The organism is Rufibacter soli (assembly GCF_054781795.1).
In genome coordinates, this window is the sequence record NZ_BAAGTS010000002.1 from 1,847,984 (window position 1) to 1,866,235 (window position 18,252).

At 47.4% G+C, this 18,252-nt stretch carries 17 protein-coding genes; 3 read left to right on the plus strand and 14 right to left on the minus strand.

Going from position 1 to position 18,252, the window contains the following annotated elements; genetic code table 11:
• The first annotated feature begins 2 nt into the window (after positions 1–2).
• Positions 3–869: an alpha/beta fold hydrolase gene (locus tag ACYVJQ_RS09625; protein WP_460892861.1), complete on the plus strand. Its 867-nt coding sequence runs from the start codon at positions 3–5 to the stop codon at positions 867–869.
• 59 nt (positions 870–928) lie between these two features.
• Here ACYVJQ_RS09625 and hisIE read toward each other — a convergent pair whose 3' ends face one another.
• The 8 genes from hisIE to hisG all read right to left on the minus strand — a co-directional run bounded on the left by hisIE (position 929) and on the right by hisG (position 8,509).
• Positions 929–1,579: a bifunctional phosphoribosyl-AMP cyclohydrolase/phosphoribosyl-ATP diphosphatase HisIE gene (gene hisIE, locus ACYVJQ_RS09630; protein WP_460892862.1), complete on the minus strand. Its 651-nt coding sequence runs from the start codon at positions 1,577–1,579 to the stop codon at positions 929–931.
• A 91-nt stretch (positions 1,580–1,670) separates the two neighbouring features.
• Positions 1,671–2,423 (minus strand): imidazole glycerol phosphate synthase subunit HisF, encoded by a 753-nt coding sequence (hisF, locus tag ACYVJQ_RS09635; protein WP_460892863.1) that lies wholly within the window; start codon positions 2,421–2,423, stop codon positions 1,671–1,673.
• Between the two features lie 224 nt (positions 2,424–2,647).
• A complete protein-coding gene (gene hisA, locus ACYVJQ_RS09640; RefSeq protein ID WP_460892864.1) occupies positions 2,648–3,367 on the minus strand; it encodes a 1-(5-phosphoribosyl)-5-[(5-phosphoribosylamino)methylideneamino]imidazole-4-carboxamide isomerase in 720 nt (239 codons plus the stop codon).
• A 2-nt stretch (positions 3,368–3,369) separates the two neighbouring features.
• Positions 3,370–3,951: an imidazole glycerol phosphate synthase subunit HisH gene (gene hisH / locus ACYVJQ_RS09645; protein ID WP_460892865.1), complete on the minus strand. Its 582-nt coding sequence runs from the start codon at positions 3,949–3,951 to the stop codon at positions 3,370–3,372.
• Positions 3,951–5,045 (minus strand): bifunctional histidinol-phosphatase/imidazoleglycerol-phosphate dehydratase HisB, encoded by a 1,095-nt coding sequence (hisB, locus tag ACYVJQ_RS09650; protein WP_460892866.1) that lies wholly within the window; start codon positions 5,043–5,045, stop codon positions 3,951–3,953. Before hisB ends, hisH begins: the two co-directional genes overlap by 1 nt.
• Before the next feature lie 110 nt (positions 5,046–5,155).
• A complete protein-coding gene (hisC, locus tag ACYVJQ_RS09655; RefSeq protein ID WP_460892867.1) occupies positions 5,156–6,232 on the minus strand; it encodes a histidinol-phosphate transaminase in 1,077 nt (358 codons plus the stop codon).
• 143 nt (positions 6,233–6,375) lie between these two features.
• Positions 6,376–7,656 carry a histidinol dehydrogenase gene (hisD, locus tag ACYVJQ_RS09660; RefSeq protein ID WP_460892868.1) on the minus strand — a complete coding sequence of 427 codons (1,281 nt, stop codon included), beginning with the start codon at positions 7,654–7,656 and terminating at the stop codon, positions 6,376–6,378.
• A 1-nt stretch (position 7,657) separates the two neighbouring features.
• Positions 7,658–8,509, minus strand: coding sequence for an ATP phosphoribosyltransferase (hisG, locus tag ACYVJQ_RS09665; RefSeq protein ID WP_460892869.1), 852 nt, complete (start codon positions 8,507–8,509; stop codon positions 7,658–7,660).
• Positions 8,510–8,951: 442 nt separating this feature from the next.
• Here hisG and ACYVJQ_RS09670 point away from each other — a divergent pair, with 442 nt between their 5' ends.
• A complete protein-coding gene (locus ACYVJQ_RS09670; RefSeq protein ID WP_460892870.1) occupies positions 8,952–9,827 on the plus strand; it encodes a DUF2911 domain-containing protein in 876 nt (291 codons plus the stop codon).
• 153 nt (positions 9,828–9,980) lie between these two features.
• Here the strand turns inward: ACYVJQ_RS09670 and ACYVJQ_RS09675 are convergent, their stop codons facing one another.
• The 4 genes from ACYVJQ_RS09675 to mnmA all read right to left on the minus strand — a co-directional run bounded on the left by ACYVJQ_RS09675 (position 9,981) and on the right by mnmA (position 15,144).
• A complete protein-coding gene (locus ACYVJQ_RS09675) occupies positions 9,981–12,437 on the minus strand; it encodes a TonB-dependent receptor (protein ID WP_460892871.1) in 2,457 nt (818 codons plus the stop codon).
• Positions 12,438–12,443: 6 nt separating this feature from the next.
• Complete coding sequence (rpe, locus tag ACYVJQ_RS09680; protein ID WP_460892872.1) at positions 12,444–13,100, minus strand: ribulose-phosphate 3-epimerase; 657 nt, start codon at positions 13,098–13,100, stop codon at positions 12,444–12,446.
• A gap of 191 nt (positions 13,101–13,291) precedes the next feature.
• On the minus strand, positions 13,292–14,017 hold the full coding sequence (locus tag ACYVJQ_RS09685) for a hypothetical protein (RefSeq protein WP_460892873.1): 726 nt from the start codon (positions 14,015–14,017) through the stop codon (positions 13,292–13,294).
• Between the two features lie 17 nt (positions 14,018–14,034).
• Complete coding sequence (gene mnmA, locus ACYVJQ_RS09690; RefSeq protein ID WP_460892874.1) at positions 14,035–15,144, minus strand: tRNA 2-thiouridine(34) synthase MnmA; 1,110 nt, start codon at positions 15,142–15,144, stop codon at positions 14,035–14,037.
• A 281-nt stretch (positions 15,145–15,425) separates the two neighbouring features.
• On the opposite strand from mnmA, the gene trpF reads away from it, so the two are divergent.
• Positions 15,426–16,046, plus strand: coding sequence for a phosphoribosylanthranilate isomerase (trpF, locus tag ACYVJQ_RS09695; protein WP_460892875.1), 621 nt, complete (start codon positions 15,426–15,428; stop codon positions 16,044–16,046).
• 245 nt (positions 16,047–16,291) lie between these two features.
• Here trpF and trmB read toward each other — a convergent pair whose 3' ends face one another.
• Together trmB and ACYVJQ_RS09705 are read right to left on the minus strand one after the other, a co-directional pair.
• Entirely contained in the window at positions 16,292–16,948 is a 657-nt protein-coding gene (gene trmB / locus ACYVJQ_RS09700) for a tRNA (guanosine(46)-N7)-methyltransferase TrmB (RefSeq protein WP_460892876.1), read from the minus strand.
• 3 nt (positions 16,949–16,951) lie between these two features.
• Positions 16,952–18,244: a bifunctional folylpolyglutamate synthase/dihydrofolate synthase gene (locus tag ACYVJQ_RS09705; RefSeq protein WP_460892877.1), complete on the minus strand. Its 1,293-nt coding sequence runs from the start codon at positions 18,242–18,244 to the stop codon at positions 16,952–16,954.
• Between the last annotated feature and the right edge of the window lie 8 nt (positions 18,245–18,252).

Here is an 18,252-nt window from a genome sequence, read left to right on the forward strand (position 1 = left end):
ATATGGAATCTCACACCTGGCTTGATAAGAACCTTTTTCCCTTCAAGGAGAATTACCTGCAGGTAGAAGGCGGGCGCATCCATTACCTTGACGAAGGCCACGGTCCGACCCTTCTTTTTGTACACGGCACTCCTGCCTGGTCTTTCCTGTGGCGAAACCAGATAAAGGAACTATCTAAACTATACCGATGCATAGCTATTTACCATCTCGGATTTGGGTTATCTGATAAACTTCCCCATTATCCTTACTCCTTAGAGGCCCACAGCCAAAACCTGGGAAAGCTGGTGGAATATTTGGGGCTAAAGGATATTACCTTACTAGTCCATGATTTTGGAGGACCCATTGGCATGGACTGGGCCACCAAAGCACCTGAAAAAGTGGCCCGGTTGGTCGTCCTTAATTCCTGGATGTGGCCCTTAACGGAGGTAAAACCCATGATGCAGGCCAGTAAGATTTTTAGTAGCTGGTTAGGCAGAATGCTGTACATCAAATTCAATCTTTCGCCCAGATTTTTGCTCCCGCAGGCTTTTTACAGGAAAGAAAAATTAAGCAAACAGATCCATGCCCACTATCTTGGACCTTTTCAAAAAGAAGAACAGCGTTGGGGATTGTGGTACTTCGCGAAGGCGTTGGAGGGAGAAACGGCTTTCTTTCAGGAGTTGTACAACAGGCGTAAAGCTCTGGAAGGAAAACCATCTTTACTTATCTGGGGCACAGAAGATAAATTGATCCCAGTCAGTTTCCTGGACAAATGGCAGACTCTATGGCCGCACGCAAAAGTGGTAAAACTGGAAACTGGTCATTTTATGCAAGAGGAAGAACCTTTAGCGGTTACTTCTGCTCTGGAGGAATTTCTAAGAAACACTTAAAAAGAAAGACCAGCCAATATTTCATAGCTGGTCTCTTCGTTATTCATATAAAGAATTATCTAGTCTCTTGGTTTGTGCCGGCTCTCTAAAACCTGCACAACCTCGGCTAAAGACAGGCCAGACCCTTCCAGCAAAATCAGTAAATGGAAAAGTAAATCGGCGGCCTCGCCTTTCATAGTCTCGGTTTTTCCGGCTACGGCATCAATAACAACTTCCACTGCCTCCTCCCCTACTTTCTGCGCCATCTTGTGGAGGCCTTTGTCAAAGAGGAAATTGGTGTAAGACCCTTCCTTTGGGTTTTTGATGCGGTCCTTTATAGTCTGCTCCAGTTTGGCAATAAACTGAAGGGCCTGTTCGGTGGGTGTAAAGTTTAGGAAGCTTCTAAGGTTGTAAGAAGCTGCGTCCTCTTCTTTGTCAAAACAGGTTTCGGTGTTCCGGTGGCAGGCTGGGCCGGTTGGGTTTACCAAAATCAGAAGGGTGTCCTGGTCGCAATCCAGTTCTACCTGTACCACGTGCAGGGTGTTCCCAGAGGTTTCACCTTTGGTCCAGAGTCTATTTTTAGAGCGGGAATAAAAAGTAACCAGCCCGGTCTCCTGGGTTGTCTGGAAGGCCTCCTGGTTCATATACCCCAGCATGAGCACTTTACCAGTGGCAGCATCCTGAATGATAGCGGGTACCAGCCCGTCTCCTTTTTTGAAATCTATGGTCATAATTGATGGGTGGTAGAAACTGGGTCTAGCATCGGGCCTTTTGGCATTAGAAGAAAAAGGAGGCTTATTCTAGAGGTCCAGCAACTAGGGTCTAATATCTAACGTCAATGTTATGATTGGCTAAAAACTGTTTCAGATCTGGAATGGCTACTTCCTGAAAGTGAAAAATACTGGCTGCCAAAGCGGCATCAGCACCAGCCTCAAACACATCCAGAAAATGCTCCTGGTTTCCAGCGCCGCCCGATGCAATGACCGGTACAATTACCTGTTTGGAAATTTCACCGGTTATATCAAGGGCGAAACCATTTTTGGTGCCGTCATTGCTCATGGAAGTCAGCAGAATTTCTCCTGCCCCGCGGTTTACCACTTCTTTGGCCCAATCTAAAGCCCATAAGCCCGTGTCAACGGTACCAGCCTTGCTGAAGACATTCCATCCTTCCGGAGTTTTTTTGGTGTCAATGGCTACGGTAACGCATTGGCTCCCAAATCTATTGGCCAACTGAGTAATAAGGTCAGGATTTTGAATGGCCGAAGAGTTCACTGATACTTTGTCTGCGCCATTTTGTAACAGAAGCTCCACATCTTCCACCGCACTAATGCCTCCGCCAACGGTGAAAGGAATGTCAATGTGCCGGGCTACTTCCCGTACCAGCTCACGTAAAGTTTTCCGCTTTTCATTGGTGGCGGTAATATCCAGGAAAACCAATTCATCGGCGCCCTGTTTGGCGTAAAGCGCGGCCAGTTCCACCGGGTCTCCGGCATCCCTGATATCCTCAAACCGGACGCCTTTTACAGTACGGCCGTTTTTGATATCAAGGCAGGGAATAATTCTTTTTGTAAGCATAGGATGATTCTTGCCTTACCTTCATTTTAATAGATGGTATTGGCCTTTGTAAATTATAGTAACTGCCAGAGCAAGGACTTTAAGGAGATCTTCCAAATTAGGCTTGAAATCTTTGCCCAGGTAAAAGGCGTTTTGAGCCTGTTTTTCTAAAAACTTGCCCAAAACAGGTTTACTTAGTTAAAGGGAAGCCTAAGTAAAACTACCGCCTTGTTTCGGCTCTAAACCTAGACCACTTCTTTGGCCAGGTCTTCCAGAGAGATTGTTCCTTCATAAATGGCTTTCCCAATGATAGCCCCATGCAAACCGGCTTCACGGAGCTGCCGGACTTCTTCAATGGTGGTGACGCCGCCGCTGGCAATAAATTGCATTTCCGGGAAGGTGGCAATTAATTTTTGGTAGATGTCAATGGAAGAACCCTGGAGCTTTCCGTCTTTGCTTACATCTGTGCAGATAAAGGTTTGGGCACCTTTTTCAGCAAAGGAGGAAATAAATGATTCAAGGGTTAACTCACTTTTATCGGCCCAAGCATTGATGGCAATGAAGTTATCCTTAAAATCTGCCCCTACAATAATGCGGTCTGCCCCGTATTCCTTTAACCATTTTTGCACCGCTTTGGGCTCCCGTACGGCAATGCTTCCAGCGGTTACTTGCTGCGCACCGGCATCAAAGGCTAATTGAATGGCTTCCGCGCTTTGCAACCCACCACCGTAATCAATGACTAAGTTGGTTTCGCGGGCGATGCGCGCCAGCACGGGTAGGTTCACTGGTTGCTTGGCTCTAGCACCATCCAAATCTACCAAGTGCAACCGCCTTAAGCCCAAGGCCTCAAACTGCTTGGCCACTTCTACGGGGTCTGCGTGATAGGTGTTTTGTTGGGAAAAATCGCCTTCGGTCAGCCGAACGCATTTGCCGTCAATCAGGTCTATGGCCGGAATGATTTCCATATCTAAAGCTGTAAAAAGTTCTGGAGAATCTGCGCGCCCGCCGGGCCGCTTTTCTCGGTGTGAAACTGTACTGCGTAAAAGTTTTGGTACTGCAGCGCGGCACTAAACGGTTCTGGGTAAGAGCTTTGAGCTATAGTATATTCCGTGACCGGCGCATAGTAACTATGCACAAAGTACGCATATTCCTTTTCTTTGATACCTGAAAATAACGGCCCTTTTAAATCATGCAAATTGTTCCAGCCCATGTGCGGCACTTTTAAAGCAACCTCAAACCGTTTCACCTGCACGGGAATGATTCCCAACATAGGCGTATCACCTTCCTCTGAATGCTGGCACAGCAGCTGCATGCCCAGGCAAACGCCTAGAAAGGGTTGGGTAAGCGTGGGCAACAGTTGGTCCAGGTTCTTTTCCTTTAAGGCCCGCATGGCCGAAGAGGCCTCGCCCACGCCCGGGAATATCACTTTGTCGGCTGACTGAATCTCTTCAGCATTGGACGTGACGGTGGCCTGTACTCCCAGCCGTTCCAGCGCGAAAAGTACGCTCTGCACATTACCGGCCTTATAATCTACAATGACAGTTTTCATTACAGGATACCTTTCGTGCTAGGGATTTCCATTTTGTTTACATCGCGCACCAGCGCCATTTTCATGGCTTTGGCTACGGCCTTAAAGATAGCTTCTATTTTGTGGTGCTCGTTATCCCCTTCGGCCTTAATGTTGAGGTTAGATTTGGAGGTATCTGAGAAGGATTTAAAGAAGTGCATGAACATCTCAGTAGGCATGTCGCCTACTTTCTCCCGGGTAAACTTAGCGTCCCACACCAACCATGGCCGACCAGAAAAGTCAATGGCTGCATGTACAAGGGCATCATCCATGGGCAGTAAAAAGCCATAACGGTTAATGCCACGTTTATCTCCAATGGCCTGCGCAAAAGCCTCGCCCAAGGCCAGGGCCGTGTCTTCAATGGTGTGGTGTTCATCAATGTGCAGGTCTCCTTGCACGTGAATGCGCATGTCAACCCCTGAATGGCGGGCCAGTTGGTCCAGCATGTGGTCAAAAAAGCCCAGGCCGGTCTGCATGTCAGATTTTCCTTCACCGTCCAGGTTGATCTCCACGGTGATTTGGGTCTCATTGGTGTTCCGCTGGATAGTGGCTTTGCGGGCAGGCAACTTCAGGAAAGAATAAATCGCGTCCCAATCGGTGCTGGTGAAGGTGGCCTCCTCATGGGCTTGTTCCTGGAGAAAAATACTTTTAGCGCCCAAGTTTTTCGCCAGTTGAATATCGGTTTGGCGGTCACCAATGACATAGGAGTTAGCCAGGTCATATTCCCCGGAAAGGTATTTCCCTAGCATACCCAGGCGCGGTTTGCGGTTGGGGCTGTTCTCATGCTCAAATGAAGGGTCAATGAACACCTCAGAAAAATTAATACCTTCCCCTTCCAGAATTTCCAGCATTTTATTCTGGTAGGGCCAGAAGGTGTCTGCGGGATAAGAATCGGTGCCCAGGCCATCTTGGTTGGTGACCATTACAAATTCATAGTCCAGCTCTGCGTAAATTTTGTAGAGGTTACGGATGACCTTTGGGTAAAACGTGAATTTTTCAAAGGAGTCTACCTGGAAATCGGTGGGGGGTTCTATTAATATAGTGCCGTCGCGGTCAATGAATAAGACTTTTTTCATTTGCTAGAAGTAGGTGGCCTGTAATAAGGCTTCAATTTTTTAATTTCTTCTTTGGGTTACGTTAACCTATTGAGGTTCTCTGTTTTGGGCCTGTTTTTGGAAAACCAGGCTTAAAACGCATAGCCTATCCTTTGTTGCTCAGTGAAGGTTTGCAGGGCAGCCAATAAATGATCATTTTCTGCGGGTGTGCCTATGGTGATCCGAAGGCAATTGGCGCAGCCTGGCTGCGTAGACCGATTTCGTACCACCACCCCGCGGCTTAACAGGTAAGCATATAATTCATTGGCGTTGGCTACCTGCACCAGTACGAAGTTAGCGTCTGAGGGGTAGGTTTTTTCAATGAGGGGCATTTGATCAAATGCCTCCATAATCCGCTTCCGCTCACTAATGATGACCTGCAGCATGTCTTGCAGTTGCGCGGTCTTGTCTAAAGCAGCGCTGACCAGTTCCTGGGTGACGGCATTGATATTATAAGGCGGTTTGATTTTATTGAGATATGCAATAATCTCTGGCGAAGCGAAGGCCATGCCTAGGCGTAGACCTGCCATTCCCCAGGCTTTGGAAAGGGTCTGCAGCACCACCAGATTCGGAAATTCTGCCAGCCGCGTGCTCCAGCTAGGGGCATCTGTAAAGTCGATGTAGGCTTCATCTACCACCACCAAGCCATTAAATAACTTGATCAGGCGCTCCACCGTTTCGGGGTTTAAGAGATTACCAGTGGGGTTATTGGGCGAACATAGGAAAAGGATTTTAGTGCGATCATTCTGTTTTGAGGCTATTTTTTCAAAAACAGGCTCAAAACGCTCGTCTAAGGCTACCCGCTGAATTCCCACATGGTGAATATTAGCGCTTACCTCATACATGCCATACGTAGGCGGCAGCAAAATCACCTCGTCTTTGCCGGGCTCGCAAACCAAACGCACCAACAGGTCAATGGCCTCATCTGAGCCGTTGCCTATAAAGATTTGCTCTGGCCTTACGCCCTTCAGCAGCGACAGCTTTTCTTTTATGGCTTTCTGATAAGGATCTGGATAGCGGTTATAGTCAACGCCACCGGCCAGGCTGCCCAGGTTATTCTCATTGGCGTCTAAATACACGCTGGCCTCTCCTTCAAACTCGTCTCTCGCCGATGAATACGGCTTGAGTGACAGCAGGTGTGGGCGGATGAAATTATCTATGGAAAACATAGGTCTTGATTTGAAGATTTGAAAATGGGGAGATTTGGAAATTGTTTTCTAGTCTTCCCTTCTCTAATCCATTTAATACATGTCACTGATTGAAATTTTTTGAAGTGAAAATTTCATTTTCAAATTTCCACCTCTTCACATTTTCAAATTTTGGCTAATCTCACCGTCACCGCATACTTGTGAGCGTGCAATCCTTCGGCTTCGGCCATGGTTTCTACGGCGGGTCCAATAAGAGCCAGGCCTTCGCGGGTCAACTGCTGGAAAGTGATCTTTTTTACAAAGCTGTCCAGGGAGACACCGCTGTAATTGCGGGCATAGCCATTGGTAGGTAAGGTGTGGTTAGTGCCTGAGGCATAGTCTCCCACTGATTCTGGACTGAAGTGACCCATGAACACAGACCCCGCTTGGGTTACGTTTTCGGCAAGGGTTTCTGGCTGCGCCACCGAAAGGATTAAGTGTTCTGGCGCATACTGGTTAGAGAATGCCAGGGCCTCTTCTAAGGAGGATAACACCACGCCCACGCTATTGTTTAAAGCCTGTTGCGCTACGGCTTGCCGGGGTAACTGGGCTACTTGGCGGGCTACGGCAGCCTGTACATTGGCAAGTTGTATTTCAGAATCCGTGACAAAAACCACCTGTGAATCTGGACCGTGTTCTGCCTGAGAAAGTAAATCAGCGGCTACAAAATCAGGATCAGCAGTTTCATCAGCGATCACCAATACCTCTGATGGGCCAGCCGGCATGTCTATGGCTACGCCTAGTTGAGTCACCATTTGCTTGGCTGCTGTCACGTATTGGTTTCCCGGCCCGAAGATCTTGTCAACGGCTGGAACGGTTTCAGTGCCAAACGCCAGGGCCGCAATGGCTTGGGCGCCACCTGCCTTTAAAATGCGTGAAATCCCCAACACGTGGGCGGTATACAAAATGGAGGGGTGCACCGAGCCGTCTGCTCCCGGAGGCGTAGCCAGCACAATTTCCTGACAGCCTGCAATTTGCGCCGGAATACCCAGCATCAATAAAGTAGAAAACAAAGGAGCGCTTCCGCCGGGTATATAAAGGCCCACCTTCTGGATGGCCACCGATTTACGCCAACAGGTTACGCCGGCAATAGTTTCTATCTGCTTTACCGGCTCGCGCTGCGCTTCATGGAATGCTTTTATGTTGTTGTAAGCTAGGGCAATGGCGGCCTTTAATTCTTCAGAGACTTGAGGCAGCGCATTGGCTACTTCCGCTTCGGTCACCCACACGTCCTGGAGGTTGGCTTTGTCAAATTTGGCAGCCAATTCCAGCAGCGCCGCGTCGCCGCGAAGGCGCACCTGGTCAAAGGTTTGCTGTACCCCTTCGCGCAATTGGCTGAGTTCCTGTACGGGCCGTTTGCTCAGGGCTGCCCACTCGCTGGGCTCAGGATATAGAAACGTCTTCATGCTAGCCAATCATTTTTTCAATAGGAACCACCAGAATACCCTCTGCGCCGGCTTCTTTCAGTTTCTGGATGATATCCCAGAAATCATCTTCGTTTACCACCGAGTGTAAAGAACTCCAGCCTTCGGTAGCCAAGGGAATAATGGTGGGCGATTTGATGCCCGGCAATAAAGGTTTTATTTGCGGAATAGCCGAGTTAGGTGCGTTGAGGACCACGTATTTTGATTTCTGGGCCTTCTGTACGGCTTCCATTCGGAATAGCAGTTGCTGTAGAATCCGGTTTTTCTCCTGGTCCAGGTTCTGGTTGGCAATTAAAACCGCCTCAGATTTGAACACCGTCTCTACTTCCCGCAGGCCGTTACTAATCAAAGTAGACCCGGAAGAGACAATATCACACACGGCATGGGCCAGGCCTATGCTAGGCGCAATCTCCACCGATCCGCTAATGGTATGAATATCGGCTTTTACTCCTTTAGAGGTGAGGTATTCCTGGAGCAGGTTAGGATACGAAGTGGCAATGCTTTTTCCTTCCAGGGTGGTCACGTCCTGGTAATCATCTCCTTTGGCCACGGCCAGAGAAAGGCGGCATTTACTGAACCCCAGATTCTTGACGGACAGCTGTTGCAGGCCTTCCTCTACCAACACGTTCTGGCCCACAATTCCAATATCGGCTACGCCATCTGCCACGTACCCCGGAATGTCATCATCTCTCAGGAACAGGATTTCCAGCGGAAAATTGGTGGCTTCGGTTTTAAGCTTTGAGGTAGTGCTGATAAAAGATATGCCGCATTCCCTAATGAGTTTTAGGGAGTCATCTGACAAGCGACCGGATTTTTGGATGGCTAACCGGATCATAGAGAAAAAAAGTTGCTTTGGTAAGCGTGGGTAATGGAAACAAAGATAGTACCTGTACTGCTTATCTTCCTGACAAGCAACGGTAAATATGGGGCCCAGCCCCAATACGGGCGATATGATGTATTGATTCCTCCTAAGAGGAATGATGGAAATGATGGCAATGCACGCCCTTCACCGCAGAAGCGGCGTTAGAAAGGGAGATATAGATTAGGGCGTTGCTCATATTGTTGCGCCAAAGGTAAAAAGTATTTCCAATAAACCGCCATCTAAATCGTTTCAATTTCACTTGCGTAAAAGGGTTAATCACTATTACCTTTGCAAAGCAATACTAATTATCAAAATAAGCGTATTAAAGTAGTGTTAAAATTTTACGGCCCGAAAATTGACCTTCTGCCGGAAATGTTTTGTTGCTTTTAGAACGGCTATCCTAGCGTGTTGAACTATGAAATTACTCCTTCCTTTTCTTACTTGCTTTTTACTGCTCTGCCACTCTTCCTTTGCCCAAACCACCCTCAAATTACCGCAGGCTAGCCCTAGGGTAAATGTCACGTATACCATTGGGGTCACTGAAATTACCATTAACTACGGAGCGCCGGGGGTGAAAAACCGTACTATCTGGGGCAAATTGGTACCGTATGGCCAGGTGTGGCGCGCAGGTGCCAATGAAGCAACCAGTATCTCCTTCAGCACCGAAGTTAAAATAGCCCAGGAAACCATTCAGGCCGGTACCTATACCTTGTATATCCTGCCCCAGGATGAAGACAACTGGACCTTGATTCTTAATAAACAAAAAGGGCTTTGGGGCACCGAGGGTTATGATCCGGCCCAGGACCAAGTCAGGTTGCCCTTTACAACGGTTAAAGCGCCTTTTCATGAAACCCTCCAGTATACAGTCACTGACATCCAACCTAACAGCGGAATTTTAACCCTCAATTGGGCCGACAAAGAATTAGAAGTTCCTGTGAAGGTTGAAACGCATGACCAAACCATGCGCCTTATTAAAGAAGCCCTGGAGAAGTCTAAGAAAACAGATTGGTCTGTGTATGCGCAGGCTGTTAATTACCTGTTGCAGCAAGACCAAGACCATGAACTGGCCTTAAAGTGGGTGAACAAGTCTATTGACATAGAAGAAAATTTCTACAACACCTGGTTAAAGGCTAGGCTGCTAGCCCAGAACAACGAGTTTATGGAAGCCCTTGAACTCAACAAAAAGGCCCAGAAACTAGGTAAGAAAACCAAAGAAAGCTACCAAACCTATGCCGATGAAATAGAGGATGATGCGGTGCTATGGAAAGAAAAGAGATTCAATGTCAACTAACAGCTAATCTGGTTTGAGGGTGTTTTGCCCAAAACGTGCTTAAAACGGAATCACTGCTGTTTTAAGGCTATTTCCCTTAAAACGTGCTCAAAACAGAACTGCCTGCTTTTAAAGAAAGCAGGCAGTTCTGTTTTACAGGTATGCTGAAGTCGGTTAGAATTTGGCCATAAACCGCACGTTTATCAGGCGACCGGTGAGGTAATTGGGTACAGCGTAAGTAATGCCGTTGAAATCCTTGATGTAATTATAAGAGACCACATTATTGGCGGCAATCATATTCAATACTTCCAGGCTCAGCCAAAGGCTTTTGAGCCCAAAAGAATCCTCCTGCTCGGGCCTAAGGGTAATTAGTTTGGAAAACCCTATATCTACCCGTTTGTAGGCAGGGCCGTCAAAGGCACTCCGGAGGTTAATATCTCCGGGAGGGCCAAAAGGCAGGCCAGTTGAGAACACGCCGTTCAAATACATGCGCAAGGTGGGGTTATTGGGTAAATGGTCCTGAAAAAACACCCCAAAATTCAGGAATTGGTCAGAGGGGCGCCGGATGTAGCCTTTTTCTTCCTTGCGAAGTTCTTTTCCGGTTTCGGGGTCCCTGATGGTGGTAGAATCCCCTTTCAGGTTTTCCCTAGTGCTCAAAACCCCCAAACTAAACCACGACTCCTCCCCTTTTATAAACTCGCCGTTTACGCGCAGGTCAAGGCCCATGGCGTATGCTTTCCCTTCCACTTGAGGTAAGTACCTAATGCGCATGTTGTCCTGTTCATACGGAATGATGGAGGGCAGGTATTTGTAGTAGGCCTCGGCGGTGAATTTGAAAGGACGGCCCCACTTTTGAAACTGGTATTCTGACCCGGTGATGATGTGCCATGCCTGCTGGTTTTTGAGGTTTGGGTGCAAGGTGCCGTTCATATCCCGCAGTTCGCGGTAGAGCGGAGCCTGTACATATAGACCAGAGGCTGCTTTGAAAGACCAGGCAGGCCATTGAGGAAACCTAACCGCGTACTGCACCCGGGGGCTAATTGAAACCTGGCCATTCACTGACCAATAATGGAGGCGGGCGCCATAAGTAAGGGTTTGGAGGCTGTCTAATTGAAGCTGGTGCTGCGCAAAACCCTGGTATCGCCAAGACCCAAGGGTTTGTCGGCTTTGTAATGTCTGGAAATTATAGACGTAATCAGAGGAATCCTGGAAGGAATACTCCTGCAATTGATCCTGGAAGTTTTCATGGCCAACCTTTAGGCCAGCGCTTACTTCACTTCTTCGGGAGGCTGCCCAGGTGGTCCTTAGTTCTAAAGCCTGAAGGGAAGCCCTAAGGCGGTTGCGGGAAAATTCATACCGCGTGCCTAGCCCGCGCTCTCCTGCGCACCTGTTGAAAGGGGAAACGCCCGGGGTGGGTTCAGCGTCACAAAACCGGTACCCAGCCTCCAGGTCCCTGTACTCCCGCTCCTGGCTGTATAAACCGGAATATATTAACTCGGCCTTAAGATCAGGCCTAATTTCCTGCTGAAGCCTGATTCCCCCTTGATAGGTGGTGTAGCGCATTTTTTCCTGACCATCATACCCTACCAACAACCTCAGCATTTGAAATTGATTCCCAAAACTGGTTTCACGGGTTTCTGGCCTTACCTGGTAATTATTATAAGCCACATTCCCTAAAAAACTGAGTTGGGTTTTGGGCTCAAGACCTTGAGCCCGGTGGGCTGCAGAGGAAAGGTCATAAGTAAGAAAGGTTTGTACGTCTGAAAACTTGGGCTTGTAATTCCCCTCTACCTGAAGGCTGTTGAGCACGTAGGTTGCGTTTTTATGCCTTGCTCCCAACAAGTACGTCATCCGGCCCTTGGCCGCAACGCCCTGGGTGTGCAGGGAGCCGCCGGTCAGGCTACCAGATACCGTGCTTTCAAAATTGGTTGGTGTCTTATATTGGATGTCCAATACAGAGGAAAGCTTGTCGCCATATTTGGGTTGCCAGCCTCCAGAGGAAAAGGTAATATCCTGGACTAAGTCTGGGTTCACAAAGCTGAGACCTTCCTGCTGTCCGCTCATATTCAAAAATGGACGGTACACCTCCATGCCGTTTACGTACACGAGGTTTTCATCAAAATTTCCGCCCCTTACTGAGTAGCTGGAAGAGAGTTCATTATTGCTGGTCACACCAGGCAGGGTAAGCAGCACTTTGTTGAATTCCTGAAAGGGCGAGGGTAACCGCAGGGTTAAGCGTGGATCAAGTTTGGTGATGCTCACCTGATCTCGGGTATCTCCAAGGCTTTTTCCCGTGATTCTTACCTCGTTGATTTTGGTTTCCTCTTCCTGCAATTCAACCGTAAGAAACCGCGTTTCTTGGGGCAGCAAAACAATTTCCTTGGTATAGGCCTTATACCCAATATAGGTAATGACCAGGGTGAGTTTAGTGTTAGGCTCCAGCTTTAAACTGAATTTCCCCTGGACATCAGTTGTAGTAGCCAAATCCTGGCCTTTTACGGCCACTGATGCACCCACTAGGGCTCTTTGCTTTGCGTCTTGCACTTCACCCTGTACATACGCCAGCTGGGCCCAGGACGGCAGACTACTTAAAAGGAAAAGAACTACCCACCAACCCTTGCGGAGACCCATGAACGATTATTTTTGAATTTGCTTCAGATCAAGGATGGTTTGAACCGGATTTTCTGAGTTGAAAATAAAGGAACCAGCTACCAACACATCTGCCCCGGCAGCTAATAAAAGCGGTGCATTTTCCTGGTTAACCCCACCGTCTATCTCTATCAAACAGGCTGAACGGTTTTGGGTGATCAAGGTTTTTAAGTCCTTAATTTTCTTATACGTATGCTGGATGAATTTCTGCCCACCAAATCCTGGGTTCACAGACATAAGGCAAACCACGTCAATGTCCTTGATGATCTCTGATAGGCTGGAAATAGGAGTATGTGGATTTAAGGCTACCCCAGCTTTGGCACCGGAAGTTTTGATTTGTTGCAACGTACGGTGCAAGTGTGGACACGCCTCATAATGGACCGTAATGTTATCAGCCCCTACTTGTCTGAACTGTTCAATGTAGAGTTCGGGCTGTTCTATCATCAGGTGCACATCCATAGTCTTCTTGGCAATTTTCTGGATGGCTTGGATCACCGGAAAACCGAAGGAGATATTGGGTACAAACCGGCCATCCATCACGTCAATATGGATCCAGTCTGCAGCGCTTTGATTTAACATTTCTACATCTGCGCCTAAGTTGGCAAAGTTGGCGGCTAAAACAGAAGGGGCAATAAGGTGAGACATGAGGGCAAGGTTTAAGATAAATACAAAGCAACGGTTTCTTGGTAGGAAAACCAAGGAATACAGGTAATGCCCTATATCTGCCATGCTTATTAACTGGCAAATCCTCCTATAGGCGTTTTAAGGAATTGACATAAAAAAAAGGTATTACCCTGATAAACAGAATAATACCCTTTAAAATTTTGAGCCTTTACTTATATTTTGCCAGTGGAGTCTAATTCTTCTGCGCGTTCAGTGCCAGAAACTATATAACCCTCGCCAATCTCACAGGTACTGCCTGCTCCGCCGCTACAATAAGTAAAAACCTTAGAGCTTCTAAAAACCGGTCCTGTTTCTAAAGCAAGTTGTTCATATTGCTTATCTAAGGCCAGCAAGGTTTCTGAGTCTGTTTTAATTACCTTAACGGTGTTAGGATAGCTTTTACCATTTCTTTCAAAGGTAGCGCCTACCTCCTGGTATTTGAACCTGCTTTGGTTTTGGGATTCTTCATCAAAGGCATAGTCCTTATTATAGGCATTGGGGTTCCATTCCTTACCTTCAGCTACCGGGAAGACCATGAACACAGTAGTTCGGTTGTTTTCCTGGACCTGAACATCCTTTACTGTTTTGGAAATAGTTTTTGAACCTATCACCACCCAAGAATTACTGGCTGTCAATCTTTTGCTTATTTCCAGGGTATGCCATTCTTTCCCGGTTTGGTCTTTGTAAATCCCTTTCACCAGTTCTCGGGTCTGAAAATTAACCTTAGTTGGCACATTGTTTTTATAAGTGGTTTCTGTGACGTTGTAAACCCAGAAACTACCCACTTCCAAGGGATAATATGCCTGGCCCATTTTTACAGGATCAAGCACTACCTCTTCATCCCCGCAGGAAGAAAACATACTAGCCAACAAGGCTACCACAAGCAAAAGTCTTTTCATAGAGGTATTTAAATAGACTATTCGTCTAACATAAAGCTTGTTTCAATCCAACCGCCGCCTATCACGTCATCGCCTTCATAGAACACGGCTGCCTGGCCCGGGGCAATGGCGTTCACGCCCGCATGGAATTTCACCAGCATTTTGTCTCCTACCTGCTCAATGGTAGCGGCCGTGCCGGCGTCATTATATCGGACTTTGGTCACGGTTTCTGTGGGAAGGCCCAATAGGTTTTCATATTTGCCCAGGCTAAGCTTGCCCACGTTCATGCCGTTTTTGGCCAGCTGCTCGTAATTGCCCAGCACTACCCTATTCGTATCTTTCTCTATTCGGGTTACAAAAGCGGGATAACCCAGCGCCACACCCAAGCCTTTGCGTTGGCCAATGGTATAAAATGGGTAGCCTTCATGCTTGCCCACTACAGTACCATCTTCCAACACAAACTCGCCTCCGGCTACTTCGGCCTGTAAGGTAGGTACGCGGCGCTTCAGGAAACTGCGGTAATCATTGTCTGGAATGAAACAGATCTCATAAGACTCGGCCTTCTTCACCAGCGCGTCAAATCCGCGGTCCATGGCCATCTGCCTGATCTCTGTTTTATGCAGCTGTCCCAACGGGAAAATGGTGCGGCTCAGGCTTTCCTGCGAGATTCCCCAAAGGGCGTAGGATTGGTCTTTATTGTGGTCTTTGCCTTTGGAGATCACATACCGGCCGTTTTCCTGCCGGATGTTGGCGTAATGCCCCGTGGCTATGAAATCACAGCCCAGTTTGTCTGCCCGGCGTAGCAAGGCATCCCATTTTATGTGCGTATTGCACAATACACAAGGGTTAGGCGTGCGGCCGGCAATGTACTCATCCGTGAAATGGTTGATCACGTAATCGCCAAATTCTTCCCGAATGTCAATGATGTAGTGCGGGAACCCAAGTTGCACAGCAATGTCGCGGGCGTCATTAATGGAGTCCAGGCTGCAGCAGCCGGTTTCCTTTTTACTTCCCCCGGCACTGGCATAATCCCAGGTCTTCATGGTCATACCTACTACTTCGTATCCCTGCTCGTGGAGCAATACTGCTGCCACCGAGGAATCAATGCCGCCACTCATGGCGACCAATACTCTTCCTTTTGAACTCATTTTTTTCTAAGATGAAACGGGATTCACAGTCCCGCCGAAAAACAATGTTGCAAATATAGTCAATTCAAGGACCATTCACGCCTGCAGCCTTTCTGGCCCTTCTGTCTTTGTTTTTCCAACCGTTTCCGTAAGGAAATAGTTTAATAAAAGAAGGTTAAGAAATTTTCAAAGAATTCTTTCTTTTTATGCTTGCTTTATAGGCAATAAACGGTTTACCCTGTACATTTGACCACTGAATCAGCCCTCTTCAGGTGGGCCGATTTTCCCAAAATAAGAAAACCATGGCACTAAATACAATTGTCCTAGTAAACCAAATTACCAACCTGAGTGATGCCCGTTATTGCGCAGGCATGGGCGTAGAAATGCTGGGTTTCTCCCTGCAGGCTGGCCAATCTCAGCATATTTCCCCTGCAGCCTTTAAAGAAATTTCTGGTTGGGTCTCAGGTGTGAAGTTGGTAGGAGAAGTAACTGATTTACCGGTAAATGAGCTGGAAGAGCTGTTACTGGATTATAAAGTGGATCTTCTTCAGTTAAATAGCCTGTACTATATTGAAGAACTGGATGATTTGCCGCTGCCCATAATTATGCGGGTAATGATTGACAAAGATTCTGTTGAAGAGAAAATTATCAGCACCCTGGAACTGTATCACCAGCACGTAGAATATTTTCTCATAGATTCTGAGGACTTCTCCTTAATTGATGAAACCAACCTGCGGTTCCTCCGCGATATCTCCAAGAAATACCCAATTCTGCTGGGCTTTGGATTAAACAAGGCAAATACCAAAGAAGCTTTAGACCGTATTCAGCCAGCTGGAATAGCCCTGAAAGGTGGCCAGGAAATTAGGCCGGGCTATAAGAACTTTGATGAACTGGAAGAAATCTTTGAGCAGCTGGAAGATTAGAATAAGGTGCTAATTGTTTAAGGTGCTGATGTGCTAATTAAGCGTAGAAGCTAACCTACTTTTTAGAGTTGCTCTATTCTTACCCAAATCATCGTTTAAAAGCGAAACCCGTTTTGAGCCTGTTTTTCAGAAAACAGGCTCAAAACGGGTTTCGCTTTTATAGGTATTGAAGTAAAGTGAGTGACTTTGGTTATCTGATTATTACAGGATTAACTAGCACATCAGCACCTGAAAAAAATAGCACCTTAACCCACAGTGAATTGTAAATATTTAATGGGCACCCCTAGTTCAAGGTATGTCTTTTCAAAAGTAGTGTAAATCCCCATGGTGTGGTCCTGTAATTCAGATTCGTATAAATCTTTTGTGTACAAGAGGTTATGGGCTTTTCTTTCTTCCAGAACTTCCAGAGAATAATCAAATAATAATTCACTGTCGGTTTTGAGGTGCACTTTACCACCGGGTTTTAAGATGCGCTGGTACATGTCCAGGAATCTTGGGGACATAAGCCGGCGTTTGATATCGCGCTTGCGGGGTTGGGGATCTGGAAAGGTGACCCATATCTCATCTACTTCCTGCTCTCCAAAATGCTGGTCCAGGTTTTCAATGAAGGTGCGCAAGAAGCCTACGTTATGTAGGGCATTCTCCAGGGCTAGGGTGCTACCCTTCCAGATGCGGTTGCCCTTGATATCAATGCCAATGAAGTTTTTATCAGGGAAGCGCTGGGCCATGCCAATGGTGTACTCGCCCTTTCCGCAGCCTACTTCCAGCACCAAAGGCTGGTTTTTATGAAAGAACTCCGTGTTCCAGGCGCCCTTTAACTTTTCGTATTGTTCTTTGCCGGGTTCTATTACGTTAGCCCGGTTCGCGTTGACCGCAAATTTCTCTAGTTTACCTCTGCCCATGAATTATAGTTCGGGAATTTCCGCTACCACAAAGGTACTGCCTCCAATGAATATTACCTCATCTTCCTGCGCATGGGCTTTAGCGGATAAAATGGCGTCTTCTACGGTGGGGTATGCCGCGCCCTTAAGCCCGGCGAACTGCGCCTCTTCCCACAGTGTCTGCACCGGTAAGGCCCTGGGTATTTGGGCTTCACAAAAATAATACCGGTAAGACACCGGTAAAAGCCGAAGGACGCTTCTGATGTCTTTGTCATTAACAGCACCAAACACCACATGCACCTGGGGCGCTTTTAAAGCCAACAATTGTTTCACCACCTCGGTGAGGCCGTCCTGGTTATGCCCCGTATCACAAATGGTCAGGGGTTTTTCTGCCAATACCTGCCATCTGCCTTTAAGGCCGGTAAGCTGTTGCACGTTGCGCAAACCTTCCCGTATGTGGTCTTCTTTAATGGAAAATCCTTGTTGGTTCAGTTGATCTACGGTGGCCAGAACACCCGGTAAATTGAAGCGCTGGTAATTGCCTAGTAAAGACAGTTCCAGGTTCTCTAAATAAAGGGCTCCGTTGCGGGATACCTCATAAATAGAGTGAAGCCCCTTTGTCTCCTTAAATTCCACTTGATACTCCTGATCTGCAAAGAGTAGCGGGCTTTCCGTTTCCTGTGCCTTTTTCTCAAAAGTGCCCGAAACTGCAGATTGGGTGGTGCTGATTATGGCGGGCACGCCTGGTTTGATAATCCCTGCCTTTTCCTTCGCGATCTCTGGAAGCGTATTACCCAAAAGGGATTGGTGGTCTAAACTGATATTGGTGATCAAAGACACCAGCGGGGTGATGATGTTCGTGGAATCTAAGCGGCCGCCCAGTCCTACTTCAATCACCGCAATGTCTACCGCCTCTTCTTTAAAATGCTCAAAGGCCAAAGCTACGGTCATCTCAAAAAAGGAAGGCTTGATTTTCTCAAAGAGCGCCTGGTGCTGCGTCGTGAATTCAGCCACCTTCTCTTTGGAGATCATCTGGCCGTTTACCCTAATGCGCTCCGTAAAGTCTTTCAGGTGCGGGGACGTGTATAGACCCGTTCTATATCCCGCTGACTGCAGAATAGCGGCCAACATGGAAGAGGAACTTCCTTTGCCATTGGTGCCCGCAATATGAACCGTTTTAAAGCTGTCTTGAGGGTTATTGACCGCTTTGGTAAGCTCAATAATATTGTCTAGGCTCTTCTTAAAAGCAGCGTTGCCGATGCGGTGAAACATCGGCAACTGCTGGTAAAGGTAGTCTAAGGCTTGTTCGTAGGTCACGAAATTCA

Coding starts and splice junctions, on each gene's coding strand:
- ACYVJQ_RS09625 (WP_460892861.1), top strand. CDS start 3: ATGGAATCTCACACCTGGCTTGATAAGAACCTTTTTCCCTTCAAGGAG.
- hisIE (WP_460892862.1), bottom strand. CDS start 1,579: ATGACCATAGATTTCAAAAAAGGAGACGGGCTGGTACCCGCTATCATT.
- hisF (WP_460892863.1), bottom strand. CDS start 2,423: ATGCTTACAAAAAGAATTATTCCCTGCCTTGATATCAAAAACGGCCGT.
- hisA (WP_460892864.1), bottom strand. CDS start 3,367: ATGGAAATCATTCCGGCCATAGACCTGATTGACGGCAAATGCGTTCGG.
- hisH (WP_460892865.1), bottom strand. CDS start 3,951: ATGAAAACTGTCATTGTAGATTATAAGGCCGGTAATGTGCAGAGCGTA.
- hisB (WP_460892866.1), bottom strand. CDS start 5,045: ATGAAAAAAGTCTTATTCATTGACCGCGACGGCACTATATTAATAGAA.
- hisC (WP_460892867.1), bottom strand. CDS start 6,232: ATGTTTTCCATAGATAATTTCATCCGCCCACACCTGCTGTCACTCAAG.
- hisD (WP_460892868.1), bottom strand. CDS start 7,656: ATGAAGACGTTTCTATATCCTGAGCCCAGCGAGTGGGCAGCCCTGAGC.
- hisG (WP_460892869.1), bottom strand. CDS start 8,509: ATGATCCGGTTAGCCATCCAAAAATCCGGTCGCTTGTCAGATGACTCC.
- ACYVJQ_RS09670 (WP_460892870.1), top strand. CDS start 8,952: ATGAAATTACTCCTTCCTTTTCTTACTTGCTTTTTACTGCTCTGCCAC.
- ACYVJQ_RS09675 (WP_460892871.1), bottom strand. CDS start 12,437: ATGGGTCTCCGCAAGGGTTGGTGGGTAGTTCTTTTCCTTTTAAGTAGT.
- rpe (WP_460892872.1), bottom strand. CDS start 13,100: ATGTCTCACCTTATTGCCCCTTCTGTTTTAGCCGCCAACTTTGCCAAC.
- ACYVJQ_RS09685 (WP_460892873.1), bottom strand. CDS start 14,017: ATGAAAAGACTTTTGCTTGTGGTAGCCTTGTTGGCTAGTATGTTTTCT.
- mnmA (WP_460892874.1), bottom strand. CDS start 15,144: ATGAGTTCAAAAGGAAGAGTATTGGTCGCCATGAGTGGCGGCATTGAT.
- trpF (WP_460892875.1), top strand. CDS start 15,426: ATGGCACTAAATACAATTGTCCTAGTAAACCAAATTACCAACCTGAGT.
- trmB (WP_460892876.1), bottom strand. CDS start 16,948: ATGGGCAGAGGTAAACTAGAGAAATTTGCGGTCAACGCGAACCGGGCT.